This window comes from Ornithinimicrobium ciconiae, assembly GCF_007197575.1.
In the GTDB taxonomy this organism is placed as follows: Bacteria; Actinomycetota; Actinomycetes; order Actinomycetales; family Dermatophilaceae; genus Ornithinicoccus; species Ornithinicoccus ciconiae.
In genome coordinates, this window is the sequence record NZ_CP041616.1 from 2,089,850 (window position 1) to 2,111,493 (window position 21,644).

20 protein-coding genes, 3 tRNA genes and 1 pseudogene are annotated in these 21,644 nt (G+C 68.4%); 14 read left to right on the top strand and 10 right to left on the bottom strand.

The genetic code is table 11. From position 1 onward, the window contains the following. Window positions 1-152: 152 nt before the first annotated feature. Window positions 153-1,142 carry a DUF4349 domain-containing protein gene (locus FNH13_RS09505; protein ID WP_143783222.1) on the bottom strand — a complete coding sequence of 330 codons (990 nt, stop codon included), beginning with the start codon at window positions 1,140-1,142 and terminating at the stop codon, window positions 153-155. A gap of 156 nt (window positions 1,143-1,298) precedes the next feature. Here FNH13_RS09505 and hemG point away from each other — a divergent pair, with 156 nt between their 5' ends. Next, window positions 1,299-2,705 carry a protoporphyrinogen oxidase gene (gene hemG / locus FNH13_RS09510; protein WP_228266330.1) on the top strand — a complete coding sequence of 469 codons (1,407 nt, stop codon included), beginning with the start codon at window positions 1,299-1,301 and terminating at the stop codon, window positions 2,703-2,705. A gap of 146 nt (window positions 2,706-2,851) precedes the next feature. Then, the gene (gene hemQ, locus FNH13_RS09515) at window positions 2,852-3,586 is read left to right on the top strand and encodes a hydrogen peroxide-dependent heme synthase (protein ID WP_143783224.1); all 735 of its coding nucleotides are present in this window, start codon (window positions 2,852-2,854) and stop codon (window positions 3,584-3,586) included. Between the two features lie 2 nt (window positions 3,587-3,588). Here hemQ and msrB read toward each other — a convergent pair whose 3' ends face one another. From msrB to FNH13_RS09530, 3 genes are all read right to left on the bottom strand, one after another. Further along, window positions 3,589-4,068, bottom strand: a complete 480-nt coding sequence (msrB, locus tag FNH13_RS09520) for a peptide-methionine (R)-S-oxide reductase MsrB (protein ID WP_143783225.1) — start codon at window positions 4,066-4,068, stop codon at window positions 3,589-3,591. A 46-nt stretch (window positions 4,069-4,114) separates the two neighbouring features. Continuing rightward, window positions 4,115-4,492, bottom strand: a complete 378-nt coding sequence (locus tag FNH13_RS09525) for a DUF2500 domain-containing protein (protein WP_143783226.1) — start codon at window positions 4,490-4,492, stop codon at window positions 4,115-4,117. 157 nt (window positions 4,493-4,649) lie between these two features. Beyond that, window positions 4,650-6,281, bottom strand: a complete 1,632-nt coding sequence (locus FNH13_RS09530; RefSeq protein WP_143783227.1) for an alpha/beta fold hydrolase — start codon at window positions 6,279-6,281, stop codon at window positions 4,650-4,652. 132 nt (window positions 6,282-6,413) lie between these two features. Here FNH13_RS09530 and FNH13_RS09535 point away from each other — a divergent pair, with 132 nt between their 5' ends. The 6 genes from FNH13_RS09535 (at window position 6,414) to FNH13_RS09560 (ending at window position 12,168) form a co-directional block, all read left to right on the top strand. Beyond that, window positions 6,414-7,484, top strand: coding sequence for a class I SAM-dependent methyltransferase (locus tag FNH13_RS09535; RefSeq protein WP_143783228.1), 1,071 nt, complete (start codon window positions 6,414-6,416; stop codon window positions 7,482-7,484). Between the two features lie 16 nt (window positions 7,485-7,500). Then, window positions 7,501-8,562, top strand: coding sequence for a non-homologous end-joining DNA ligase (ligD, locus tag FNH13_RS09540; RefSeq protein WP_143783229.1), 1,062 nt, complete (start codon window positions 7,501-7,503; stop codon window positions 8,560-8,562). A 46-nt stretch (window positions 8,563-8,608) separates the two neighbouring features. Then, on the top strand, window positions 8,609-9,667 hold the full coding sequence (locus FNH13_RS09545) for an ATP-dependent DNA ligase (protein WP_143783230.1): 1,059 nt from the start codon (window positions 8,609-8,611) through the stop codon (window positions 9,665-9,667). Then, on the top strand, window positions 9,660-10,859 hold the full coding sequence (locus tag FNH13_RS09550) for an alpha/beta hydrolase family protein (protein ID WP_228266331.1): 1,200 nt from the start codon (window positions 9,660-9,662) through the stop codon (window positions 10,857-10,859). Before FNH13_RS09545 ends, FNH13_RS09550 begins: the two co-directional genes overlap by 8 nt. A 699-nt stretch (window positions 10,860-11,558) precedes the next feature. Then, window positions 11,559-11,753 carry a helix-turn-helix transcriptional regulator gene (locus FNH13_RS09555; protein ID WP_143783232.1) on the top strand — a complete coding sequence of 65 codons (195 nt, stop codon included), beginning with the start codon at window positions 11,559-11,561 and terminating at the stop codon, window positions 11,751-11,753. Next, on the top strand, window positions 11,740-12,168 hold the full coding sequence (locus FNH13_RS09560; protein ID WP_143783233.1) for a hypothetical protein: 429 nt from the start codon (window positions 11,740-11,742) through the stop codon (window positions 12,166-12,168). Before FNH13_RS09555 ends, FNH13_RS09560 begins: the two co-directional genes overlap by 14 nt. Before the next feature lie 114 nt (window positions 12,169-12,282). Here FNH13_RS09560 and FNH13_RS09565 read toward each other — a convergent pair whose 3' ends face one another. Beyond that, window positions 12,283-13,020 (bottom strand): dihydrofolate reductase family protein, encoded by a 738-nt coding sequence (locus FNH13_RS09565; protein WP_165700074.1) that lies wholly within the window; start codon window positions 13,018-13,020, stop codon window positions 12,283-12,285. A 38-nt stretch (window positions 13,021-13,058) separates the two neighbouring features. Here FNH13_RS09565 and FNH13_RS09570 point away from each other — a divergent pair, with 38 nt between their 5' ends. Next, entirely contained in the window at window positions 13,059-13,928 is an 870-nt protein-coding gene (locus tag FNH13_RS09570; RefSeq protein WP_143783235.1) for a polyphosphate kinase 2 family protein, read from the top strand. A gap of 103 nt (window positions 13,929-14,031) precedes the next feature. Here FNH13_RS09570 and glgX read toward each other — a convergent pair whose 3' ends face one another. Then, the gene (gene glgX, locus FNH13_RS09575; protein WP_143783236.1) at window positions 14,032-16,152 is read right to left on the bottom strand and encodes a glycogen debranching protein GlgX; all 2,121 of its coding nucleotides are present in this window, start codon (window positions 16,150-16,152) and stop codon (window positions 14,032-14,034) included. A 173-nt stretch (window positions 16,153-16,325) separates the two neighbouring features. Between glgX and FNH13_RS09580 the strand changes: the two genes are divergently transcribed. The 5 genes from FNH13_RS09580 (at window position 16,326) to FNH13_RS09600 (ending at window position 18,592) form a co-directional block, all read left to right on the top strand. After that, complete coding sequence (locus FNH13_RS09580; RefSeq protein WP_143783237.1) at window positions 16,326-17,090, top strand: SDR family oxidoreductase; 765 nt, start codon at window positions 16,326-16,328, stop codon at window positions 17,088-17,090. A gap of 116 nt (window positions 17,091-17,206) precedes the next feature. Next, on the top strand, window positions 17,207-18,205 hold the full coding sequence (locus FNH13_RS09585) for a YihY/virulence factor BrkB family protein (RefSeq protein WP_143783238.1): 999 nt from the start codon (window positions 17,207-17,209) through the stop codon (window positions 18,203-18,205). Window positions 18,206-18,322: 117 nt separating this feature from the next. Continuing rightward, a tRNA-Gly gene (locus tag FNH13_RS09590) sits at window positions 18,323-18,395 on the top strand. Window positions 18,396-18,423: 28 nt separating this feature from the next. Beyond that, window positions 18,424-18,494: transfer RNA gene (locus FNH13_RS09595), tRNA-Cys, on the top strand. Window positions 18,495-18,517: 23 nt separating this feature from the next. After that, window positions 18,518-18,592: transfer RNA gene (locus tag FNH13_RS09600), tRNA-Val, on the top strand. A 98-nt stretch (window positions 18,593-18,690) separates the two neighbouring features. Here the strand turns inward: FNH13_RS09600 and FNH13_RS09605 are convergent. The 4 genes and pseudogenes from FNH13_RS09605 to FNH13_RS09615 all read right to left on the bottom strand — a co-directional run bounded on the left by FNH13_RS09605 (window position 18,691) and on the right by FNH13_RS09615 (window position 21,102). Beyond that, complete coding sequence (locus tag FNH13_RS09605) at window positions 18,691-18,900, bottom strand: helix-turn-helix domain-containing protein (RefSeq protein ID WP_143783239.1); 210 nt, start codon at window positions 18,898-18,900, stop codon at window positions 18,691-18,693. Window positions 18,901-19,374: 474 nt separating this feature from the next. Then, window positions 19,375-19,517: pseudogene (locus tag FNH13_RS19975) on the bottom strand (IS3 family transposase); the annotation flags it as partial. Beyond that, complete coding sequence (locus FNH13_RS09610; protein WP_143783240.1) at window positions 19,505-20,614, bottom strand: DUF4238 domain-containing protein; 1,110 nt, start codon at window positions 20,612-20,614, stop codon at window positions 19,505-19,507. The pseudogene FNH13_RS19975 and the gene FNH13_RS09610, both read right to left, overlap by 13 nt. Continuing rightward, the gene (locus FNH13_RS09615) at window positions 20,611-21,102 is read right to left on the bottom strand and encodes a hypothetical protein (RefSeq protein WP_143783241.1); all 492 of its coding nucleotides are present in this window, start codon (window positions 21,100-21,102) and stop codon (window positions 20,611-20,613) included. The genes FNH13_RS09610 and FNH13_RS09615 overlap by 4 nt, the downstream gene beginning before the upstream one ends. Between the last annotated feature and the right edge of the window lie 542 nt (window positions 21,103-21,644).

The window sequence follows — 21,644 nt, forward strand, 5'->3', positions numbered from 1 at the left end:
CGTGTGCCGACAGAGGCTGTGCGTGGCCGTCCTAGGGCGACGATCCAGCGCAGCACAGTTGGCAATCATCCGCCGTCTGGCCTGATTGTCAATTCCCCTGGTGAGAGGGGTGAGCCGGCGCACTTTCGGGGACGCGTGCGGTTGCTGCGGTCCTACTCGGTGTGGGTCGGGGCTGGGTCGGGAGACCGGTCCCGACTGTTCCCCGCGTTCACCGCACGCCGCCGGCGCCACCAGAGCACGGGGACCGCGATGATGGCCGCGACGATGATGAACGGGAGCAGGGCGCCGATGGCGGTGAGCACGAAGGTCACGGCTCCCAGGAACGCCTGCCACCCGCTGTCCAGACCCGCGGCGAAGCCCGTGCTGGCCTTGTCTGGCTCCTCCACCGGAGCGGCGGGGTCGGCCTCGCGCAGGGTGACCGTGATGCTGGAGCGTTGGACGTCGTTCTCCAGACCCTCGGCCAGACCCTTGAGGGCGTCCAGGTCGGCCTCCCGCTGCGCGAGCTCGCGCTCGAGGGCGACGATGTCGTCGATGCCGGTCGCGTCCTCCATCAGACCCCGCAGCCGGGTGATGCTCGACTCGAGGGTCGCGATCCGCGCGGTGGTGTCGGTGAACTGCGCTGTCACGTCCTCGCTGGTCAAGGTGCTCTCAGTGACCTGACCGATGGGACCGATGGCGGTCAGCGTGCTGTCCAGCTTCGTGCTCGGCACCGAGATCACCAGCACGGCATAGCCGTCATAGGTGTCTGGGTCAGTGTCCGGTGCAACGTCCTCGCTGACCACCCACCCCTCGGCAGCCGCCGCAGCCGCCCGCACCTCGGCCGCGGCCCGGTCGACGTCCTCCACCGCAACGCTCAGGGTGGCGTCGCGCGCGATCATCCGCCCCTCGGGCAGGGCCTGCGTCACCTGCTCGGCCTGCTCGCCCGCGCCGAGACCACCCCTGCCCTCCTCCCCACCGGAGTCGTCAGCCGCGCCTGCGTCACCACCGTCCATGGCGCTATCGCTCATCTCCGAGGCGGGCTCCTGCAGGTCCGCGCCCTCGTCACCGGAGCTCGTTGAGCAGCCGGTGGCCAGAAGCAGGGTCAGGGCGACGGCACTCGCGGCGGCCGCCAGTCGTCCACGGGGTCGGGTGGGAAGCGACATACTCGATCTCCTTGATCACTGAGCGCCGGCGGGCGCGACTGACGCTGGGTGTGCCGCCGGGTGGTTGAGCACCCTGGTGGGACCCCTGATCCTTGCCCAGAGTTCCGCTGCAGGGGTCACGATCGGGTCTCTGTTCGGACGTGATTGGGTAACACCGTGCGGTATCTCGTGATCGGCGGCGGCATCAGTGGTCTGGCAGCGGCGTGGGAGCTGGTGCAGCACGTCCCGGCAGCCGAGGTGACGGTCCTGGACGCCTCCGACCGGCCGGGCGGCAAGCTGCGTGGAGCGCGCGTGAGCGGCGTCGGCGTCGACGTGGGTGCTGAGTCGGTCCTGGCGCGCCGCACCGAGGCCCTGGACCTGATCGCGGAGGTGGGGCTCGGCGAACGACTCGTCCACCCGACCGGTGCCAGCGCCGCGATCTGGAGCCGCGGCGAGCTCCACCCCATCCCGCGCCAGACCCTGCTGGGCGTGCCGGCCGACCCCGCCGACCTCGGCAGTCTGCTGACCCCGCAAGAGATTGCCAGGATCAGCGCAGAGGTGCCCGATCCAGTTGCAGCCCAGGACATCTCGGTCGGCGAGTTGGTGGCCGCCCGGCTCGGTGACGCTGTCGTGGACCGCCTGGTCGAGCCACTCCTCGGAGGGGTGTATGCCGGGCACGCCCGCCGGATCTCTGCCGCGGCCGCCGCTCCGGCGCTGTTGACGGCCGCCCGGGCGGGGGAGTCACTGGTGTCGACGGCTGCCCGCGCCGTGCCCGCACCCCCGACGGAGAGCGCCAGCCCCCGCCCACCCGTCTTCGCCGGGCTCGAGGGCGGCCTTCACCAGCTCCCGGCAGCACTGGTGGAGCGGTTGACCGAGCGCGGGGTCGTGGTGCGCAGCGGCACCATCGTCCGGGAGCTGCACCGGACCGATCAGGGCTGGCAGGTGGTCAGCGGTCCGGTGCCCAGCCCCGAGGTGCACGAGGCGGACCGGGTCGTCCTGGCACTGCCGCCGGCCCCGGCTGCGCGACTGCTCCGCGACGTGGCACCAGAGGCCTCGGGTGCGCTCAGCATTGTCGAGACGGCGTCGATGGCGGTGCTGACCTTCGCGTTCGCTGCCTCGGAGTTGCCGACGCTGAACGGTTCGGGCTTCCTCGTGCCACCGCGTGACGGCCGGTTCATCAAGGCTGCGACGTTCAGCGCCGCCAAGTGGGACTGGGTGCGCGCGCACGGCGTCGGGGCCGGACTGGACGGCGAGGACGTCGTGCTCCTGCGGGCGTCGGTCGGTCGCCATCGTGAGGAGGCCTCCCTGCAGCATCCGGACCCGGTGCTGCTGGACCGCGCCCTGGCGGATCTCAGCCTGGCCATCGGGTCGGCGCTCCCGACCCCCGTGGCCCGTCACGTGCGGCGGTGGGGCGGCGGACTGCCGCAGTATGCCGTGGGCCACCTCGACCTGGTGGCCACCGTGAAGGCAGGCGTCGCTGCCTGTCCCGGACTGGCCGTGGCGGGCGCCGCCTATGACGGCGTCGGCATCCCCGCGTGCATCGGCAGCGGTCGCGCGGCGGCACGTCAGGTGCTCAGCACCTGACCTTGCGATTGCGACCATGCTTTCTCGCCGACGGGCGCGCAGAGTCAAGGTCGAACTCGCGAGGTCGGGGCGACTGATCCCCACAGACGGGCGTGACGGCATACCCGGTGGCTGGGCCAGCTCCTCCGGAGAGGACAATGAGGGCCATGACCGAGCACCCCCAGGCCCCCGCCCAGTCCGCCGCCGACCCCCAGGCAGGTCTGGACACCGAGCGCATCAACGAAGAGATCCGCTATGTCATGTATTCGGTCTTCCGCACCGTCGGTCCGATCGGTGACGACCGCGACGACCTGGCGCACGAGATCGAGGTGCTGCTCTCCACCCTGGAGGGCGAGGGGGTCGTCGTCCGTGGGCTGTATGACGTGTCGGGCCTGCGCGCGGACGCGGACTTCCTGGTCTGGTGGCACGCGGAGTCGGTCGAGCTGCTGCAGTCGGCCTACCAGCGGCTGCGCCGCACCGAGCTCGGGATGCAGATGGAGCCGGTCTGGAGCAATGTCGGGCTGCACCGTCCCGCCGAGTTCAACCGGGGGCACATCCCGGCCTTCCTGGCGGGGGAGGAGCCGGGGGCCTACATCTGCGTCTATCCGTTCGTGCGGTCCTACGACTGGTATGTCCTGCCCCAGGAGGAGCGCAGTGCCATGCTGCGCGAGCACGGCATGGCCGCCCGCGACTACAAGGACGTGCGGGCCAACACGGTGGCCAGTTTCGCGCTGGGGGACTACGAGTGGCTGCTGGCTTTCGAGGCCGAGGAGCTGCACCGGATCGTGGACCTGATGCGGGAGCTGCGGGCGGTGGACGCGCGCCGGCATGTCCGGGAGGAGATCCCGTTCTTCACCGGTCCGCGCGTCACCGCCGCTCAGCTAGTGGCCAGCCTGCCCTGACCTCAGAAGGTGCCGCCCACGCTGGTGGACTGCTTGCCCAGGTCCGCGGCGGCCGCGGGCTTGGTCGCGGCGACCGTCGGCTTGAGGGTCATCGCGATGGAGTTCATGCAGTAGCGCTGGTCGGTCGGGGTGTCATAGCCCTCCCCCTCGAAGACGTGGCCCAGGTGCGAGCCACAGGTGGCGCAGCGCACCTCGGTGCGGGCGCGGCCCAGGGAGTTGTCCTCGATGTACTCCACGGTGTCCTTGGCCAGCGGCGCATAGAACGAGGGCCACCCGCAGTGGCTCTCAAACTTGGTCTCACTGCGGAAGAGCTCTGCATCGCAGGCTCGGCAGGAGTAGACGCCCTCGGTCTTGGTGTCGGTGTACTCCCCGACGAAGGGGCGCTCGGTGCCGGCCTGGCGGAGCACCGCGAACTCCTCAGCGGAGAGCTGCTCGCGCCACTGCTGGTCGGTCTTGCTGACGGGGTAGTCGTTCTCGGTCATATACCTCACCGTACGCCTGCTCGTGCAGATCACCGAACATGCCGGTTCAGGCGGGAGGCGGGGTCGGTCGGGTGTCCCTGACGAACCCCTGATACCAGCTGCCCTGATGGGTGAGACGTCCTGTGTCCCCGACCGCCAGCATCCCAAACTCCGGTCCCTCCACCTCGAGCTCGAGACGCTGCAGATCCAGGCGTTCGAAGGTGACGTAGTAGTGCGTGCGCGTTGAGTTGTTGCCCCCGCTGACGCTGTCCCGCTTGCCGATCACCCGCGCAGGGAAGGCCAGCACCGGCTCTGACTCGTTGGAGCGACGCTGGTCCCATGCCTTCCAGACACGCCACCCGATGGTGCCGAGGATGATCAGCCAGATGAGCCCGATGAAGGCGGGCACCCCGATAAACATCCAGGAGAAGACGTGCATGTCCATCGTGCCTCCAGGCGGCTAGGTGGGCGGTCCGGTGTTGGAGGCTACTCATCGGCGCGTGGTTCCCCCGCATCGGTGTCGTATGCCGCGTGCCCCGTCTCGGGACACCGTGGGTGAGAGTCACCCCCGAGGGGACCACCTCAGGGCCGGAGGCCCTCGGTCAGCCGAGATGCTCTGCCAGGAAGGCTCTGGCGTGCTCGAGGAACAGCCCCCACGCACGCTCGTCCGCAGTGAGCAGGTGGTTGCGGCTGGGGAGGGGGACGAAGCGGCTCCCCGGGATCAGCGCGGCGAGCTCCAGGCCGACCTCAACCGGTTGGCGCACCTCCTCCTGGGAGTGCATGACCAGCGTCGGGCAGGAGACGCGCGTGGCGGCATCGACGACGTCGATGGTGCCGAAGGCCTCCATGAACCGGACCGCGTTCTCCGGTGAGCAGGTCCGGGCCTGCAGCGCGTTGAACGAGGCCCAGAGCTCCTGCGTCCCGTCCGGGATGATCTGGGAGGTGAAGACCTGCCGGAACGCAGGATCGTCACGCCCCCACCCGACGCGCGCGAGCTCCAGGTGCAGACTCGCCTCCCGGCGGTCCTCCTCCGTGACCGCCCGGAGGGTGCGCCCCCGCGCGTAGCCGCCGTAGAGCAGCAGGACGCTGACCCGCTCGGGGTGGCGCGCCGCATAGGCGATCGAGACAGCGGCGCCCTGGGACAGCCCCAGCAGCGGGAAGGTCTCCAACTCCTCAGCGTCGACCACGGTCTCCAGGTCGTCGACCCAGGCCTCGAAACTGATGTCGGCGACGTCCCACTCCGACAGACCGCAACCGCGCTCGTCATACCGCAGCAGCGTGTGCGTGGCACTGAGTCCAGCCAGCCAGTGGTGCCACACCGGGCTGTCCCAGTCGTGGGTGAGGTGGGTCAGCCAGGTCGCGGCCTTCACCAGCGGCGGGCCGTCGCCCGAGGTGGCGTAGGCCAGTCGGGTGCCATCCCGGCTGCGGCAGAAGCGGATCCGCTGCGTGGCTGGTGAGTCAGGATGTGGGACACCGTTTCTGGTGCTCCCCGGTGGTTGCGTGCTGCCGGTCACGACGAGCTCGTGGCGCAGGATCGACTCTTCGAGGTCACGCAGGCCCTGGGAAGGGTCCAGGCCCAACTCGTCCGCCAGCTGCTCCCGGTGCACCGCGAACCGACTCAGCGCAGCAACCTGCTGCCCGGTCGCATACAGCCCCGTCATCAGGGCGGCCAGGACGGATTCGTCGTGGGGTCGTCTGCTGAGGAACTCCTCGGCCAGGGCCACCGTCTCGTGGTGCCGCCCCAGCCTCAGGTTGGCCTGGACCAGCCCGGTGCGCGCCTCGTCGGCGAGGGCGAGCAAACGCCCGCGCTCGGCGACCAGGTCCACGTGGTCCAGGTCGGCATAAGGCTCGCCCTGCCAGAGTCCCAGCGCCGCCGTGAGCAGGACGAGTGTCTTCTGGGGCTCGACATCTCGGGCCGCGCGGACCTGCTCCTCAAAGAGCAGGACGTCGAGACCCTCCGTGGGCGCCACCAGGCGGTAGCCGGCACCGGAGGTCTCGATCGAGGTCGGTGGTGACAGTGACCGGCGCGCTCTGTGGACCAGGGTCTGGATGGCGGCGCCCGGATCGGCAGGTCCCTGATCGCCCCACATCCAGTCAGCGAGGGTCCCGACGGGCACCACCTGTCCGGGCCGAGCCGCCAGGGCTGCGAGCAACTGCCGTTGACGGCGGGAAGGCCGCCCCTGGTGATCATCGTCGCCGTCCTCGAGACGTGCCGGTCCGAAGACCCGGAGCATGACCTGATTCTAGGGCTCCACGGGCCTGCCTGACAGGGCTGACAGCCAGATGAAAGTCACGAGACAGCGACGGTCTGGAGTGTTGGTGTCGTCGCAGCACGACGACGGCGCGGCGCAACGAAAGGAAACACCATGGAGGGGACCACCCCTGAAGCAGACTTCGGTGAGCGGGTGTTCGGGTCGATGCTCGGCACCTTCGAGGTGCTGGCCATCGCCATCGGTGACGAACTGGGACTCTACGAACCGCTGGCGGGGCAGTGGCTCACCGGCCCGGAGCTCGCCGCCCGGGCCGGCATCCACGAGCGCTACGCCCGTGAGTGGCTGGAGCAGCAGTGCGCGACCGGGATCCTCGAGGTGGCCGACCCGACCCAGCCAGAGGCCGGCCGGCTCTTCACCCTTCCCCAGGACAGGGCGGAGGTGCTGGTGGCCAGTGACAGCACGGCATACATCACGCCGTTTGCACGGGTCATCGCCAGCGCCGCGGCGCAGTTGCCTCGGCTGGTGGAGGCCTACCGCACCGGCGGGGGTGTCCCGTGGGCCGCGTTCGGCGAGCGGATGCGGACCGGGCAGGGCGACGCCAACCGGGCCCTCTTCCTCGAGTCCCTGGCCGGCGACTGGATCCCCACGATCCCCGGCGCCAGTGAGGCGTTGCGGGCCGGTGGCGACGTGCTGGACGTCGGGTGCGGAGAGGGCTGGTCGAGCATCGCCTTGGCGATGGGCTATCCGGACGCGCAGGTCGTCGGCGTCGACGTCGACGAGTCATCGATCGGCGCCGCGCGCCAGCACGCCGCTGAGCTCGGGGTGAGCGACCGGGTCACCTTCACCCTCACCGACGCTGCGACCACGGATGAGGCTGGGTATGACCTGGTCCTGGCCTTCGAGTGCGTCCACGACATGCCCGACCCGATCTCCGTGCTGCGAGCCATGAGAGCCGCCGCCCGGCCCGGCGCGCCGGTCGTGGTGATGGACGAGCGCGTGGGAGAGCACTTCGTGGGGCGCGCCGACGAGGTCGAGCAGCTGATGTATGGCATGTCGCTGCTGATCTGCCTGCCGGACGGCATGTCACACCCCGACTCGGTCGGGACCGGCACCGTGATGCGCCCCGACACGCTGCGGGCGTATGCCGTGGCGGCTGGCTTCGGTGGGGTCGATGTGCTGGACATCGAGAACGACCTCTTCCGCTTCTACCAGCTGGTCGGCTGACCGTTACGCTCGTGCCATGGCGAGCGCCCTGATGCTGACTGTGCCCGGCCCGGAGGGGGACCGGGAGGTGCGGCTGAGCAGCCCGGACAAGACCGTGTGGCCGGCCACCGACGCGGGTGAGGTGATCACCAAGGCCGACCTCGCGGCATACCTGATGGCGGTGGGGGAGCCGCTCCTGCGCGCGCTGGCCGACCGTCCGTTGACCCTGCAGCGGGTGCGCGACGGCATCGAGGGGGAGATCTTCTACTCCAAGAACCCTCCCAAGGGGGTGCCGGAGTGGGTGCGCACGACGATGGTGACCTATCCGTCCGGGCGCAGCCACCCGCAGCTGGTCATCGACGAGCTCGCGGCGGCCGTGTGGGCGGCGCAGATGGGGACGGTGACCTTCCACCCGTGGCCGGTGCGCAGCGGCGACAACGACCACCCCGACGAGATTCGCATCGACCTGGACCCGCAGCCGGGCCTCGGGTTCGCCGAGATCGTCGAGGTCGCCCGCGGGCTGCGCGAGGTGATGATCGAGGTCGGCCTGACGCCGTTCGTGAAGACCACCGGTAGCCGTGGGGTGCACGTCTTCGCCGCGATCGTGCCGCGCCTGGAGTTCCTGGAGGTGCGGCACGCCGTGATCGGGATCGCGCGGGAGCTCGAGCGCCGCATGCCGGACCTGGTCACCACCTCCTGGTGGAAGGAGGAGCGGGGGCAGCGGATCTTCGTCGACTTCAACCAGGCGACCCGGGACCGCACGCTGGCGGCCGCCTGGTCGCCACGGGTGCTGCCCGGCGGTCCGGTGTCGGTGCCGATGACCTGGGAGCAGCTCGGTGAGATCGGCCCCGACGAGCTGACCGTGCGGACGGCGCCGGAGTGGTTGGCCGAGCACGGCGATGCCTGGGAGCACCTGCACGACGAGGCGGGGTCGATCGACGGGGCCTATGCGCTGTGGGAGGCGGACCTCGAGCGCGGACTGGGCGAGCTGAACTTTCCACCCGACCACCCCAAGATGCCCGGGGAGCCCCCGCGGGTGCAGCCGAGCAAGAAGGTCGCTGAGCACTGGGACGAGGACGGCAACCGGATCGAGGACTAGGCCTAGCCTGCGCACCCTGGGACGGGCGATCGTGCAGACTGACGTCATGGATCTGCCCGTCATGCCACCGGTCAAGCCGATGCTCGCCAAGCCGGTCAAGGGCATCCCCGAGGGGCAGTTCTACGAGCCCAAGTGGGACGGCTTCCGCTCGATCATCTTCCGCGACGGCGACGAGGTCGAGATCGGCTCGCGCAACGAGCGGCCGATGACGCGCTACTTCCCCGAGGTCGTCGAGGCGGTGCTGGCCAACTTCCCGGAGCGCGCGGTGATCGACGGGGAGATCATCTGCGTCGAGCCCGACGGCAGCCGGCTGGACTTCGAGGCGCTGCAGCAGCGCATCCACCCGGCCGACTCCCGGGTGCGCAAGCTCTCGGTCGAGACGCCGGCGAGTTTCGTGGCCTTCGACCTGCTGGCTCTCGGCGACGAGGACCTGATGGGGCGCCCACTGGAGGAGCGGCGGGCAACCCTGCAGGAGGTCCTGGCGCAGGCCCAGCCTCCGATCTATCTGACCCGACTAACCCGCGACACCGCCGAGGCCCAGGAGTGGTTTGAGCAGTTCGAGGGGGCCGGGCTCGACGGGCTGATCGCCAAGGACCCGGCCGGTGTCTATCAGCCCGACAAGCGGGTCCAGTCCAAGATCAAGCACGTGCGCACCGCCGACTGCGTCGTCGCCGGCTATCGCGTCCACAAGTCCGGCCCCGACGCGCTGGGGTCCCTGCTGCTCGGGCTCTATACCGAGGACGGCACGCTTGGCTCCGTCGGTGTCATCGGCGCCTTCCCGATGGCCCGTCGCCGCGAGCTCATCGAGGAGTTGCGGCCGCTGGTGACCGACATCGAAAGCCACCCGTGGAACTGGGCCGCGACCTTCGAGGGCACGCCGCGCAAGAACGAGACGAGCCGCTGGAATGCCGGCAAGGACCTCTCCTTCGTCCCGCTGCGACCAGAACGGGTGGTCGAGGTCAGGTACGACTACATGGAGGGCGCGCGCTTCCGGCATACGGCGCAGTTTGTGCGGTGGCGGCCCGACCGGGAGCCAGAGTCGTGCACCTATGCCCAACTGGACCAACCGGACTCCTTCGACCTCTCGGAGGTGCTCCGTGGTTGAGGTGCGGGTGCGACCCAAGATCAGCACGGTCCTGGCGGTCGGAGGAGTGGGCAGTGCGGTCGGCGCAGCCCTGGCCTCGCTGGGGGTGGCGACCTACTTCGCCCGGCGCGTGGTGACCCCCGAGCACGAGAAGAAGGACGACACCGAGATCCGGGCCGTCGACGACGGGGACGGCCCGCGCACGATCACGCTGGTCGCTGCGCCGCACACGCTCTCTCCCGGCCGCTACGGGCTCTGGCTCGAGCGCGGCGCTGGCCACGCCCGGGTCGGTGAGGTGATCTCCAGCGACCTCGCGCCACGGAGGGCCCACGACCGCACGGTGGTGCGTGAGCTGATCGGTGTCGACGACGGCCTTCTCGAGCCGGGGCCGGCCCGGTGGAACTCCTACTACTACTGCGGCGACCCGCACAGCGCCGTTGGGCTGGACTTCGACAACGTCGAGGTGCCGGCCGAGATCGGCGACCTGCCGGCCTGGCAGGTGCCGCCGCGCTCGGCACAGGACCGCCCCGGCCAGTGGGCGATCTGTGTGCACGGCCGCTCCGCCAAGCGCGAGGAGACCATCCGCGCCCTGCCCCTGCTGCACGACCTCGGCTACACCACCCTGGTGCCGATGTACCGCAACGATATTGGCGCACCCCGCAGCGTGGACGGGCGTTACAACCTCGGGCTCTCAGAGTGGCGTGACGTCGAGGCCGCGATCGCGTATGCCGTCAGCCAGGGCGCCAAGACGGTCACCCTGGTCGGGTGGTCGATGGGCGGGGCGATCGTGCTGCAGACCCTCGACCGCTCGGACTATGCGCGCTATGTCGACAAGGTCGTGCTGGACTGCCCGGTGATTGACTGGGGTGTGGTCCTCACACACAATGCTGACCTCAACAAGATCCCGCGCGCGGCCAGCATGCTGGGCAAGCTGCTGATGGGCCGCAAGGCCACCCGGCACTTGGTCGGAGTGGCCGAGCCGCTCGACATCGCCGTCACCAACTGGGTGGCGCGCGCGGATGAGCTCTCCCACCCCATCCTGCTCATGCACTCCCGCACCGACGACGTCGTGCCCTATGGCCCGTCCGAGCAGCTGGCCGAGAAACGCCCGGACCTGATCACGCTCGACCTGTGGGACGGTCCCATGCACTGCCGGGAGTGGAACACGGACGCGGAGCGCTGGGAGCGCACCGTGCGTGAGTTCTTGAGCTGACACGCTCGGGCCACGACGTCCGTGGCCCCCACTGGCGGCCCTGTCTCGGCCGACCTACACGCTGGCAGTTCGTCGGGCCTGACACGGGGTCGCAGCCGCTCCGCACTTCCGCTGGCAGTTCATCGGGCCGGCTATTCGGGCAGGGCGCTGACCTGCGGATATGCCGAACTCCACCCGCCGAGGCGCGCGAACTGCCACCGGTTCTGCAGATAGCGGCGAGAGGAGCGCCGAGACCGCCCGGTCCGGTGCGCGGCATGCAGGGTCGCAGCCGCTCCATCTGCACTTCCGTTGGCAGTTCGCCGGGTCGGCCAGTCGGGCAGGGCGCTGACCTGCGGAAATGCCGAACTCCACCCGCCGAGGCGCTCGAACTGCCAGCGATTCTGCAGATGGCGGCGAGAGGAGCGCCGAGACAGCCCGGTCCGGACCACAGCGTTCTGCAGGTGAGTGGCATGCAGGGTTCGCAACCGGTCCATCTGCACATCGGCTGGCAGTTCATCGGGCCGGCACGTCGGGCAGGGACGCTGACCCGCGGATATGCCGAAGTCCACCCGCGACGACGGGCGAACTGCCAGCAGTTCTGCAGGTGGTGGCGAGAGGAGTGCTGACCGGGGCGAGGGGTGGTGACAAGCGCCCTTGACACGGCGGAGTCACGTCAAGTACCTTTGACATGTCAAGGACGCTAGACACCGGGAGGCAATCGTGCGCAATGACGTGCGTGAGCTCAGGCTCGCAGCGGGCCTGTCCCAGCGTGAGCTGGGGGAGGCGCTGCAGGTCTCGCGCCAAACCGTGAACTCCATCGAGACGGGCCGCTATGACCCGTCACTGCCGCTGGCCATCAGCATCGCCCGGCACTTCCACCGCACCGTAGAGGAGATCTTCCATGTCGACGACTGAGCTCACCGGACGCCAGAAGGCCATCGCGCTGCTGGTGATGATGCTGGCCCTCGGCGCCATCATCGTCGTCGGACTCCTGCTGCGCGAGTACGGGCCGGGCAATATGGGCACCGGCTTCCTGCAGGGTGCCGCCGTGGGGGTCATCGGCGTTGCCATCGTCGCCTGGCGCGTGACGCGGAGTCCGGACCGAGCCACGAGCTTTGAGCGGGCGTTCACCCAACAGGGTGACGAGCGTGACGACGTCGTGCTGACTCGCGCCCTGGCCGTGCTGGGCCTGCTGGCGTTCCCGCTGACCGGCGCCGCCGCGGTGGCTATCGGTCTGGGGGCCTCGGTGGAGATGGTGCTCGCGCTGTTGCTGATTGGTCAGGTGCTCGTGGGGGCTGTGGCGTATGCCGTGCAATCCCGCCGGCACTGACCAAGCGCGGTGGAGCAGCAGTTCCCCGGATTCAGGACGCTCTGCGAGTCGTCCTGCCCAGGGGCCCCGCCGGAGACTTTGTGGTCGTGGGCAGTGAGGCGGTTTGCTCGGTGCTCAGTCCGGGGTGGCGACGTAGCGCAGCATGAGGTCGCTCTCGATTGCCAACGCATGACGCAGGTCGAAGTGCGCCAGCTCGCCGGTGCGCCCGATCGGGGCCTCCACGATCCGGGGACCGGTGCCGCCGACGACCACCGGCCGGATGGTCAGGCACAGCTCGTCCACCACCCCGGCCTGCAGCCAGCCGCCGAGAAGGTGCGGTCCGCCCTCGGTCAGGACGTGGTCCAGGCCGCGTTCGTGGAGGGCCTCGACAGCCAGACTCGGCTCCACCAGGTCCGCGCCCGCCGGGACCACGGCGTCCGCGCCGATCCGCTCGGCGAGGTCGTCGCTGACCGCGCGGGCGCACAGCACCAGCAGGGCGCCCCCGTCCGGATCGTCGACCATGACCTTCTCGGGGAGGTCCCCTGAGGCGGTGACCACGGCGAGCGTGGGATGGTCAGCCCGGCCGGCCGCACGGCGCACCTGCACCAGGGCCGGATCCTCCGTCCGCAGTCGGCCGTATCCCTCAGCGCGGATCGTCCCCGCGCCCACCACGACGACGTCGGCCAAGGCCCGCAGCACGTCAAAGACCTGCTTGTCCGCCGAGGAGTTGATCGAGCCGGAGAGTCCGTCACCCCCGGTGGCGTGACCGTCCAGGGTGCTGACGAAGTTGGCGCGGACCACGGGACCTGGCCCCACGGCATACGCCTCGAGGAGCTGGTCCAGGGAGTGGGAGCCGGAGAGCATCGTGACCATGCCCCCCATCGTGGCCCAATTGGTGAAAGGATGCGGCGATGAGCAAGAAGAAGTCGAAGAAGAAGGCCTCGACCACGCCGTTCACCGATGCGCTGCGGGTGGGGGAGGGATTCCAACTCAGCGACGTCGACTCCCGCTCGACCCCCGCCTTCGACGGGGACAAGGACGCCGGCAAGGAGGCCCTGGCCGCTGCGGACGCCGAGATGGACGACCTGCAGGAGCGGCTCTACGCTGACGGCAGTGCCGGGGGCACGGAGAAGTTGCTGTTGGTGATCCAGGGATTGGACACGTCAGGCAAGGGCGGCATCATGCGCCACGTGGTCGGAGCGGTGGACCCGCAGGGGACCGAGATCACGGCCTTCAAGGCACCGACCAAGGAGGAGTTGTCCCACCCGTTCCTGTGGCGCATCCGCAAAGCGCTGCCGGGCCCGGGCATGATCGGCGTCTTCGACCGCTCGCACTACGAGGACGTGTTGATCGTGCGGGTGCACAACCTGGTCGAGCCTGCCGTGTGGGGCCGCCGCTACAGCACCATCAACGATTTTGAGCAGAGCCTGGTCGATGACGACACGACCGTGATCAAGGTGATGCTGCACCTGTCCCATGAGGAGCAGGGTGAGCGCCTGGCCGAGCGGCTGGACAACCCGGAGAAGTATTGGAAGTACAACCCCGGTGACGTTGACGAGCGGCTGCACTGGGACGACTACATGGAGGCTTACCAGGCCATCATGGACAAGACCTCGACCGAGGCCGCCCCGTGGTTCGTGGTGCCCGCCGACCGCAAGTGGTATGCCCGGCTGGCGGTCCAGCAGCTCCTCCTGGAGCAACTGCGCGCCCTCGACCTGCAGTGGCCGGAAGCCGACTTCGACATCAAGAAGGAGCAGAAGCGGCTCGCTGAGACGCGCTGATCCGGTCGACGGTGATCCGGTCCCGGTCGACGGTGATCCGGTCCCGTGCGACGGTGACCCGGTCCCCGTGCGACGGTGACCCGGCCCCGGACTCCAGAGGGCGTCAGGCGAGGCCAGGCTGCGGTGTTGCGGTCAGCACGATGACCGACGCCGGTGGCACCGGGTAGGTCTGCCCCGTCTCCCAGTCACCGTTGTGGGCCGCTCCCGTGGTGTCGACCACGACGGTCCAGGACATCGCGTCGATCCCGTCGGGGAGAGTGAAGTCCACGCTCTCGTGGCTGGCGTTGAACAGCAGCAGGAAGTGGTCGTCGGTCACCGGTCGGCCCCGCTCGTCCGGGGCCGCGATCGCCTCGCCGTTGAGGAAGACCATGATCGAGCGGGCGAAGTGGGAGCGCCACGCGCCCTCGTCCATGACCAGGCCCATCGGGGCATACCAGACGATGTCGCCCAGCTCGCTCTGACCACCGTGGTCGGCGTCGCCGGCAAAGAACCGGCGCCGGCGGAAGACCGGGTGCTTCTTGCGCAGCGCGATGAGCTGGGTGGTGAAGTCCAGCAGGTCGGTCTCGTCCGGATCAAGGTTCCAGTCGATCCAGGACAGCTCGTTGTCCTGGGCATAGACGTTGTTGTTGCCCAGCTGGGTGCGGCCCAGCTCATCCCCGTGCGCGATCATCGGCACGCCCTGGCTCAGCAGGAGGGTGGCCAGGAAGTTCTTCTGCTGCTTGAGGCGCAGCGCATTGATCTCGGGGTCGTCGGTGGGACCCTCCGCCCCGCAGTTCCAGGACCGGTTGTGGCTCTCCCCGTCCTGGTTGCTTTCGCCGTTGGCCTCGTTGTGCTTCTCGTTGTAGGACACCAGGTCTCGCAGGGTGAACCCGTCGTGCGCCGTGACGAAGTTGATCGAGGCGATCGGGCGTCGTCCGCTGTGCGCATACAGGTCCGAGGAGCCGGTGATGCGTGAGGCGAACTCGCCGAGCGTGGAGGGCAGGCCGCGCCAGTAGTCGCGCACCGTGTCGCGGTACTTGCCGTTCCACTCGGTCCACAGCGGGGGGAAGTTGCCGACCTGATAGCCCCCGTCGCCCAGGTCCCAGGGCTCGGCGATCAGCTTGACCTGTGAGATCACCGGGTCCTGCTGGATGATGTCGAAGAAGGCGGACAGCTTGTCCACTTCGTGGAACTGCCGTGCCAGGGTCGCCGCCAGGTCGAACCGGAAACCGTCGACGTGCATCTCGGTCACCCAGTAGCGCAGCGAGTCCATGATCATCTGCAGCACGTGCGGGCTGCGCATGAGCAGGCTGTTGCCGGTGCCCGTGGTGTCGTAGTAGTGCGACTGCTCGTCATCGACGAGCCGGTAGTAGCTCTTGTTGTCGATGCCCCGGAAGGCCAGGGTCGGACCCAGGTGGTTGCCCTCGGCGGTGTGGTTGTAGACCACATCGAGGATGACCTCGATGCCGGCGGTGTGCAGGTTCTTGACCATCGTCTTGAACTCGGTGACCTGCTGGCCTCGCGTGCCGTTGGCGGCATAGCCGTTGTGCGGGGCCAGGAAACCGATCGTGTTGTAACCCCAGTAGTTGGTCAGCCCCTGGTCGAGCAGGGTGCGCTCCTGCACGAACTGATGCACCGGCAGCAGCTCGACCGCGGTCACGCCGAGGGAGGTGAGGTGCTCGATGACCGCCGGGTGCCCCAGCGCCGCATAGGTGCCGCGGATCTCCTCGGGCACGTCCGGGTGCAGCATCGTCAGACCCTTGACGTGGGTCTCGTAGATGACGCTGTCGTGGTATTCGTGACGCGGTGGCCGGTCGTGCGACCAGTCAAAGAACGGGTTGACCACGACCGAGAGCAGGTTGTGCCCCAGCGAGTCCTCCTCGTTGCGCGAGTCAGGATCGTCGAAGTTGTAGGAGAAGACCGGCTGCTCCCCGGAGACCTGCCCGTCAAAGGCCCGCGCATAGGGGTCGAGCAGCAACTTGGCTGGGTTGCAACGGTGTCCGTTGTCGAGGTCGTAGGGGCCGTGTACCCGGAAGCCATAGCGCTGACCGGGCTCGACATGCGGCAGGTAGCCGTGCCAGACATAGGCATCCACCTCGGTCAGCGAGACCCGCTGCTCGGCACCCTCATCGTCGATCAGGCACAGCTCCACCGCCGTGGCGACCTCGGAGAAGATCGCAAAGTTGACCCCGGTGCCGTCATAGGTCGCACCGAGGGGGTAGGGCTTGCCGGGCCAGATGTCCATCGAGGTCCTTCTGCTGGGGGCGGTGCGGCCAGGACCACATCGTCCGCGCACCAGGCTCCAGTATGCCGGGAGGCACCGACTCCCGACTCCTCACCCGGGACGTGGCGCGTCCAGGAAGGCAGTCCACGAGTGACTACGCTGACCACACGGCGCCGGTCGAGGAGAGGTTGCGCATGATCGAGCACGAGGGACGATTTGCCGGGCGGGTGGCCCTGGTCACCGGCGCCAGCAGAGGCATCGGACTGGCCGTGGCACACCGGATCGTGCGTGAGGGCGGTCAGGTCTGTGTGACAGGTCGCAAGCAGGAGGGCCTGATGGAGGCCGTGGCCGAGCTTGGTGGGGCGGACGTCGCGCTGGGGGTCGCCGGGTCTGCGGACGACCCTAAGCACCAGGACGCGACGGTGGCCGCAGTGCTGGAGCGGTTCGGGGCGCTTGACGTGCTGGTCAACAACACCGGTATCAACCCGGCATACGGGCCCCTGAGCGAGGCCGACTTCGGTGCGCTGCGCAAGATCCTTGAGGTCAACGTCCTGGGTGCGCTGGCCTGGACCCGCAAGGCGACTGCTGCGGCGCTGGGGGAGCGCGGCGGTGCGGTGGTCAACCTGGCCTCTGTCGCCGGTCTGCGGCACGCGGCCGGCATCGGCTTCTATGGCACGAGCAAGGCCGCCCTGATGCACCTGACGCAGCAGTTGGCCGTCGAGCTGGCCCCGCAGGTGCGGGTCAACGCCGTCGCGCCGGCGATCGTCAAGACCCGGTTCGCGGCCGCGCTCTTCGAGGGCCGGGAGCAGGAGGCCGCTGCGGCCTACCCGCTGGGCCGCCTCGGAGCACCCGACGACATCGCTGCCGCCGTCGCCTTCCTCGCCTCTGAGGACGCCGCGTGGATCACGGGGCAGACTCTGGTCGTCGACGGTGGGCTGACGCTCACCGGCGGCATCTGAGACGGAGCCACAGCGGCTGCCGTTGCGCCGCAGGCGGGCTCGACGCCGACGCCTGGCTGCTCGACGCGGACGCCCGCCTGGCTCGCTGACTGGGGCGCGCGCCATACCGTAGGGGGATGACGGTGCGGCGCAGGGTCAGGGCGGTCCTCGCCCCGGTGCCCGGAGCCCTGCCCTTTGCCCGGCTGGTCGTCGAGGTCTTCCGGATCTGCTTCCGCTATCGGGTGACTGGCCTGTCAGCAGAGGCAGCCTTCTTCATGCTGCTGTGCCTGCCGCCGCTGATCCTGGGACTCTTCGCCGGCGTGGGCTTCTTTGCGGGACACTTTGACCCGGGAGCCGTGGCCAACGTCACCGGTGCGATCGAGCGGTTCAGTGAGCAGTTCCTGACTCCCGAGGTGGTCAGCCAGATCATCGTGCCCACGGTGGAGGACGTGCTGGACGGGGGCCGCGCGGATCTGCTGTCCATCGGCTTCCTGCTGAGCCTGTGGTCCGGCTCGCGGGCCCTGCACGTCTTTATGGACGCCATCCAGATCATGTATGCCCAAAGTGGTGAGCGCAGCATCGTCGGGGCCCGGGCGATGTCGCTGGGGCTCTATCTGGGCTCCATCGTCTTCGCCAGCCTACTGGTGCCGCTGGCTATCATCGGTCCGCGGCTGCTACGGGACTGGCTGCCGGACAGTCTCGACGTGCTGGTCACCGCCTACTGGCCGGTCGTCGCGGGGCTGTGCCTGATCGGGTTGACCGGGCTCTATCACTACGCGCCGAAGGAGAAGACGCCGTTCTATCGCGACTTCGCGGGGGCCGGGGTGGCCGCCATCATCGTGATCCTCAGCGCCTTGGGTGTCCGGGCCTGGGCGTCGGTCGCGGTGGGCGGTGTCACGATCTTTGGGCCGCTCACGGCTCCCATCATCGCGCTGACGCTCTTCTATCTGGTCGCCCTCGCCATCCTGATCGGCGCAGCGACCAATGCTGCGATCCGGCGGCTGTGGCCAACGCAGGACTATCGCGGCCCGATCGAGCGTGCGGGGGAGTGGTGGGACCAGGTCCGCACCAACGAGGAGCCGCCCCGGCCGCTGTCCGCGATCGAGGACCGGGAGGCACCTGATCACCGCCAGTGACGCATGTGACGCATGGGTCTCAGGACCGCGCGCCTCCAGCGGAGGTCTGGATTTGGTTTCGCGGCCTTCCGTCAGATAATGTTCCGTGACGCCTGAGGGGAACACCCGAGGGAAGATGCGGACGTAGCTCAGTTGGTAGAGCGCAACCTTGCCAAGGTTGAGGTCGCCGGTTCGAACCCGGTCGTCCGCTCGGAGGCACAACCACCAGATGCCTCTACGGTGGCGTGGCCGAGAGGCGAGGCAACGGCCTGCAAAGCCGTGTACACGGGTTCAAATCCCGTCGCCACCTCGCAAGCAGCACCATCAGATTTAGGGCGATTGGCGCAGTGGTAGCGCGCTTCCTTGACACGGAAGAGGTCACTGGTTCAAACCCAGTATCGCCCACCATATAACCGCAGGTCAGAGGCCCTTTCGAGGGCCTCGACTTGTCTCCGAGGAACACACGAGGAACAACGGGCGGGTCCTTCTGGGCACCTCCGGGCCGCTCACCCAGCCCTCCGGCACCCGCCGACTGGTCGGGCGTCGATGAATCTCTCGATCGAGTCGAGCTTGATCCGCAACGTCTTGCGCCCGAGCCGTACGGCGTCGAGGTGCCCGTCGGCGATGTAGCGGCGCACGGTCTTCGTCGAGACCGCAAGGATGTCGGCCGCCTCGGTCAGCGACACGAGTTTGCGGGTGGTGATGGTGGCAGCCATGGTCTTCTCCTGGGTCGGTGGCGGCCCGTGTGGGCGCACTCATCCCCCAAGGCCGCGGAGTAACCATGAGTGGCCACCGGCGTCTCCCGCGGTACCACTTCTCTGGGGGAGCGGCCATCCTGAAGGGCGGCACGGACAACCCGCGAGGCGGAGGGTGTCCCGGGCATTCGCTTCCGCGTTGCTCATGGGAAGAGGCGACGGCGGTGGCCTGGCGACGCCTCCGGGCGAACGGGCCAGCGGCATCCCCTCGACAGCCGCGCGATGCGGCAAACGCGTGCGTCACTGGCGGCGAAATGACGCACCGCGACGGGGTAAGCCAAGGCGCGCCGCGCGGCAGATCCGTGCGGGGTGACGCCGGACTCGCTCGCACGGGAGTGTCGTATCGACCCCCGGCTTTCGCAGGGCCGGTAGGGGCGGACATCAGGTCGGCCCGCTGAATGGGATGGGGCTTTTGCAACAGGTGAGGGTGATTGCTCACGCAGCCTGATCGGCTGCTGTGGTCATGATGGTCTCGTATTCGACGGGAATGAATCGACCGAGGGCGTCCTGGCGTCGGCGGCGGTGGTAGGTGCGCTCGATCAGGTGACGATCGCGATGCGGAGGTCTAGGCGTCCCAGTTGGCTGGCGGCTCGTACCCGTCGATAGGCCAGGTGTAATCAGCGATCAGTGACCCGTCATTCCGTCCGTTTCGGTCAGCAATTTGTTGTAGAACATCGTTCAGTGCTCGATCCCGGTTGCCGTCAAGCTTGAATCCACTGCTGACGTTCAACCGTTCGCGTGGCGGGCGAGGCACGACCGTTCCCTCCGCAATCGGGTCGTCGTCGGGGTGAAAATAGACGAACCGCTCCGCGGCGCCGATCGCAGACTCATTGTGCGCAGCAGCGAATGCCTTCGTTGCCTGCAGGTCCATGTCCTCCTCAGGACCGCCGGGGCCCGCCAGCGCAAGCCACAGCAGAGTGTGCCGATCCAGTGGCACCGTGATCGCCCGAGCGCCACCAAGGCCGCCCCCTGCCCATAGCTCTACGGAGTCCCGGACTAGGCCCACAGGAACGTCAGAAACCGCCAACGCACATTGCCTGAAGCGCATCCGGCCCCAGGTGCGCCCGAGGATCTGCTCTGCTGCCTGAGGAAAGGTCTGCAGAAGCAGTTTCATATGGTCCTCGCCGCGGACCTTGATCGTCGGCCCTTCCTCCTTCATGATGTCGTCCCATACGCGCTCGGCCCGTCCCGGCGGGACGGGGCGCCCGAGGTGCTTGCTCATGACGTGCTTCAGGTATGCTAGGCCTCCCATGCCGACCTGAGCCCGGACAGTGAAAGACGCGATCGCGGCTTGCAGCTGCCGGTTATCCGGACCGCGCAGGTACTGCAAAGCGATCCAGGACGCCAGCAGTTGCCGGTCGTCGTCGTTCAAACGGAAGCGCGGTGACTCGATCGCACGCCGAAGTGCCGGTGCGATGTCGTTCTCAACGTTGCTGAGCGAGCGCTCCCATGCGTCTGACCTAGTGCCATCAGGCAAGACGATCGTGTAGAAGTTCCTGGCCACGGCCGCATCCGCGATGCTGACGTCGGTTCGAGAGCCCGTGTTCACGTCGTACTGAACGAGCAGGAGCGGATCCTGACCGCTTCGGCGTAGGCTGTCGCCCCTGTAGGGGCCAGCGAACCCTCGTAAGTGCAGCCGGGGAACTGTGTGATGCCGTTCGCGTCTCCTGCTCATTGCGTCAGCCTCTTGACCAGGGGGCTCCGCTCGACACCCAGCGCTACCGCGGCAGCGCTGACCAGCTCAGCAACGGCGACCAGCGTCGGCTGGATCGTGACCTCGTACCTCGTCGGGATCTCCTCGCCGCGTCGACGGCAGAGAATAAGGATGGTTTCGGGTGAGTTCCACATCGGCATCCAGCCGAACGGGCCGTCCTCCTCGCCCAACGGCTTCTGTAGCCTCCCTTCACCGACCGCGTATGCGTCGAAGTGAGTCAGCATGTCGCGAACATCGCTTAGGGCGCTCGCCTTCTTGTTGAACGCTTGGACAGCCTTGGTGCCCTTACCGAGCACCTTGGTCGCTCCAGCTGCCGAGTTCTGCAGGGCGATGACGCACATCATCCCGTCGACTTCGCCGTCAACGCCCTTCTCCGTCGCGGCAGCCGCGTGCGCGTCCGCCGCCGATAGGAAGGCGTGCGAGTACCCCAACAGAATCTGTTTGCTCATCCGCCAAGCCTGACAGGCAGTCGGGCCTCGCACCAAGGGGGTCAGATACTTCACCCTGGTGCTCTGGTCGACGGACACACGTACAGGCCTCGACCAGGTCTACCGGGCGCATCGCTGCTGACAGGACCGGTAGGCGCCTTAAGATTGAGCGACGCCGAACGCAGGGGCCAGGCTTCGCGCGGCACGGCCGGACGCTACGCGACGACAGCGGCAGGATCGTCCACTTGTTCACACTCGACGGGCTGGGACTGATACCATCATGGGGTTCGCAGCCTGAAAGCTGGGGGTGGACCCACTTCAAAACTGGGGCGTCCTAGAGGTCATGGTGGTGCTGCTGTTGCTTGGCGTCGTTCGCCTGATTAGTGACTGGTCTTGGACCAAGAATGAATCTGACAACGACAACGAGGACGGGAGGTCCATTATGGGCGCACACATGCTGAGGAAGTTGTACAACAAGGTGTCCGCCTGGCGGTCACAGTGGTCAGGACGCAAGTTTTGGCAGTACGTGATGGAATCCGTGTGGGCGTACGGCGCTGGTGTAT

Excerpts from the sequence above, each read along its gene's own strand:
- FNH13_RS09615 (WP_143783241.1), bottom strand. The coding sequence starts at position 21,102 with ATGAGCAAACAGATTCTGTTGGGGTACTCGCACGCCTTCCTATCGGCG.
- FNH13_RS09530 (WP_143783227.1), bottom strand. The coding sequence starts at position 6,281 with ATGCTCCGGGTCTTCGGACCGGCACGTCTCGAGGACGGCGACGATGAT.
- FNH13_RS09565 (WP_165700074.1), bottom strand. The coding sequence starts at position 13,020 with ATGGTCACGATGCTCTCCGGCTCCCACTCCCTGGACCAGCTCCTCGAG.
- FNH13_RS09610 (WP_143783240.1), bottom strand. The coding sequence starts at position 20,614 with ATGAGCAGGAGACGCGAACGGCATCACACAGTTCCCCGGCTGCACTTA.
- FNH13_RS09525 (WP_143783226.1), bottom strand. The coding sequence starts at position 4,492 with ATGGACATGCACGTCTTCTCCTGGATGTTTATCGGGGTGCCCGCCTTC.
- hemQ (WP_143783224.1), top strand. The coding sequence starts at position 2,852 with ATGACCGAGCACCCCCAGGCCCCCGCCCAGTCCGCCGCCGACCCCCAG.
- FNH13_RS09560 (WP_143783233.1), top strand. The coding sequence starts at position 11,740 with ATGTCGACGACTGAGCTCACCGGACGCCAGAAGGCCATCGCGCTGCTG.
- msrB (WP_143783225.1), bottom strand. The coding sequence starts at position 4,068 with ATGACCGAGAACGACTACCCCGTCAGCAAGACCGACCAGCAGTGGCGC.
- FNH13_RS09570 (WP_143783235.1), top strand. The coding sequence starts at position 13,059 with ATGAGCAAGAAGAAGTCGAAGAAGAAGGCCTCGACCACGCCGTTCACC.
- FNH13_RS09505 (WP_143783222.1), bottom strand. The coding sequence starts at position 1,142 with ATGTCGCTTCCCACCCGACCCCGTGGACGACTGGCGGCCGCCGCGAGT.
- FNH13_RS09585 (WP_143783238.1), top strand. The coding sequence starts at position 17,207 with ATGACGGTGCGGCGCAGGGTCAGGGCGGTCCTCGCCCCGGTGCCCGGA.
- FNH13_RS09580 (WP_143783237.1), top strand. The coding sequence starts at position 16,326 with ATGATCGAGCACGAGGGACGATTTGCCGGGCGGGTGGCCCTGGTCACC.
- ligD (WP_143783229.1), top strand. The coding sequence starts at position 7,501 with ATGGCGAGCGCCCTGATGCTGACTGTGCCCGGCCCGGAGGGGGACCGG.
- FNH13_RS09545 (WP_143783230.1), top strand. The coding sequence starts at position 8,609 with ATGGATCTGCCCGTCATGCCACCGGTCAAGCCGATGCTCGCCAAGCCG.
- glgX (WP_143783236.1), bottom strand. The coding sequence starts at position 16,152 with ATGGACATCTGGCCCGGCAAGCCCTACCCCCTCGGTGCGACCTATGAC.
- FNH13_RS09535 (WP_143783228.1), top strand. The coding sequence starts at position 6,414 with ATGGAGGGGACCACCCCTGAAGCAGACTTCGGTGAGCGGGTGTTCGGG.
- FNH13_RS09605 (WP_143783239.1), bottom strand. The coding sequence starts at position 18,900 with ATGGCTGCCACCATCACCACCCGCAAACTCGTGTCGCTGACCGAGGCG.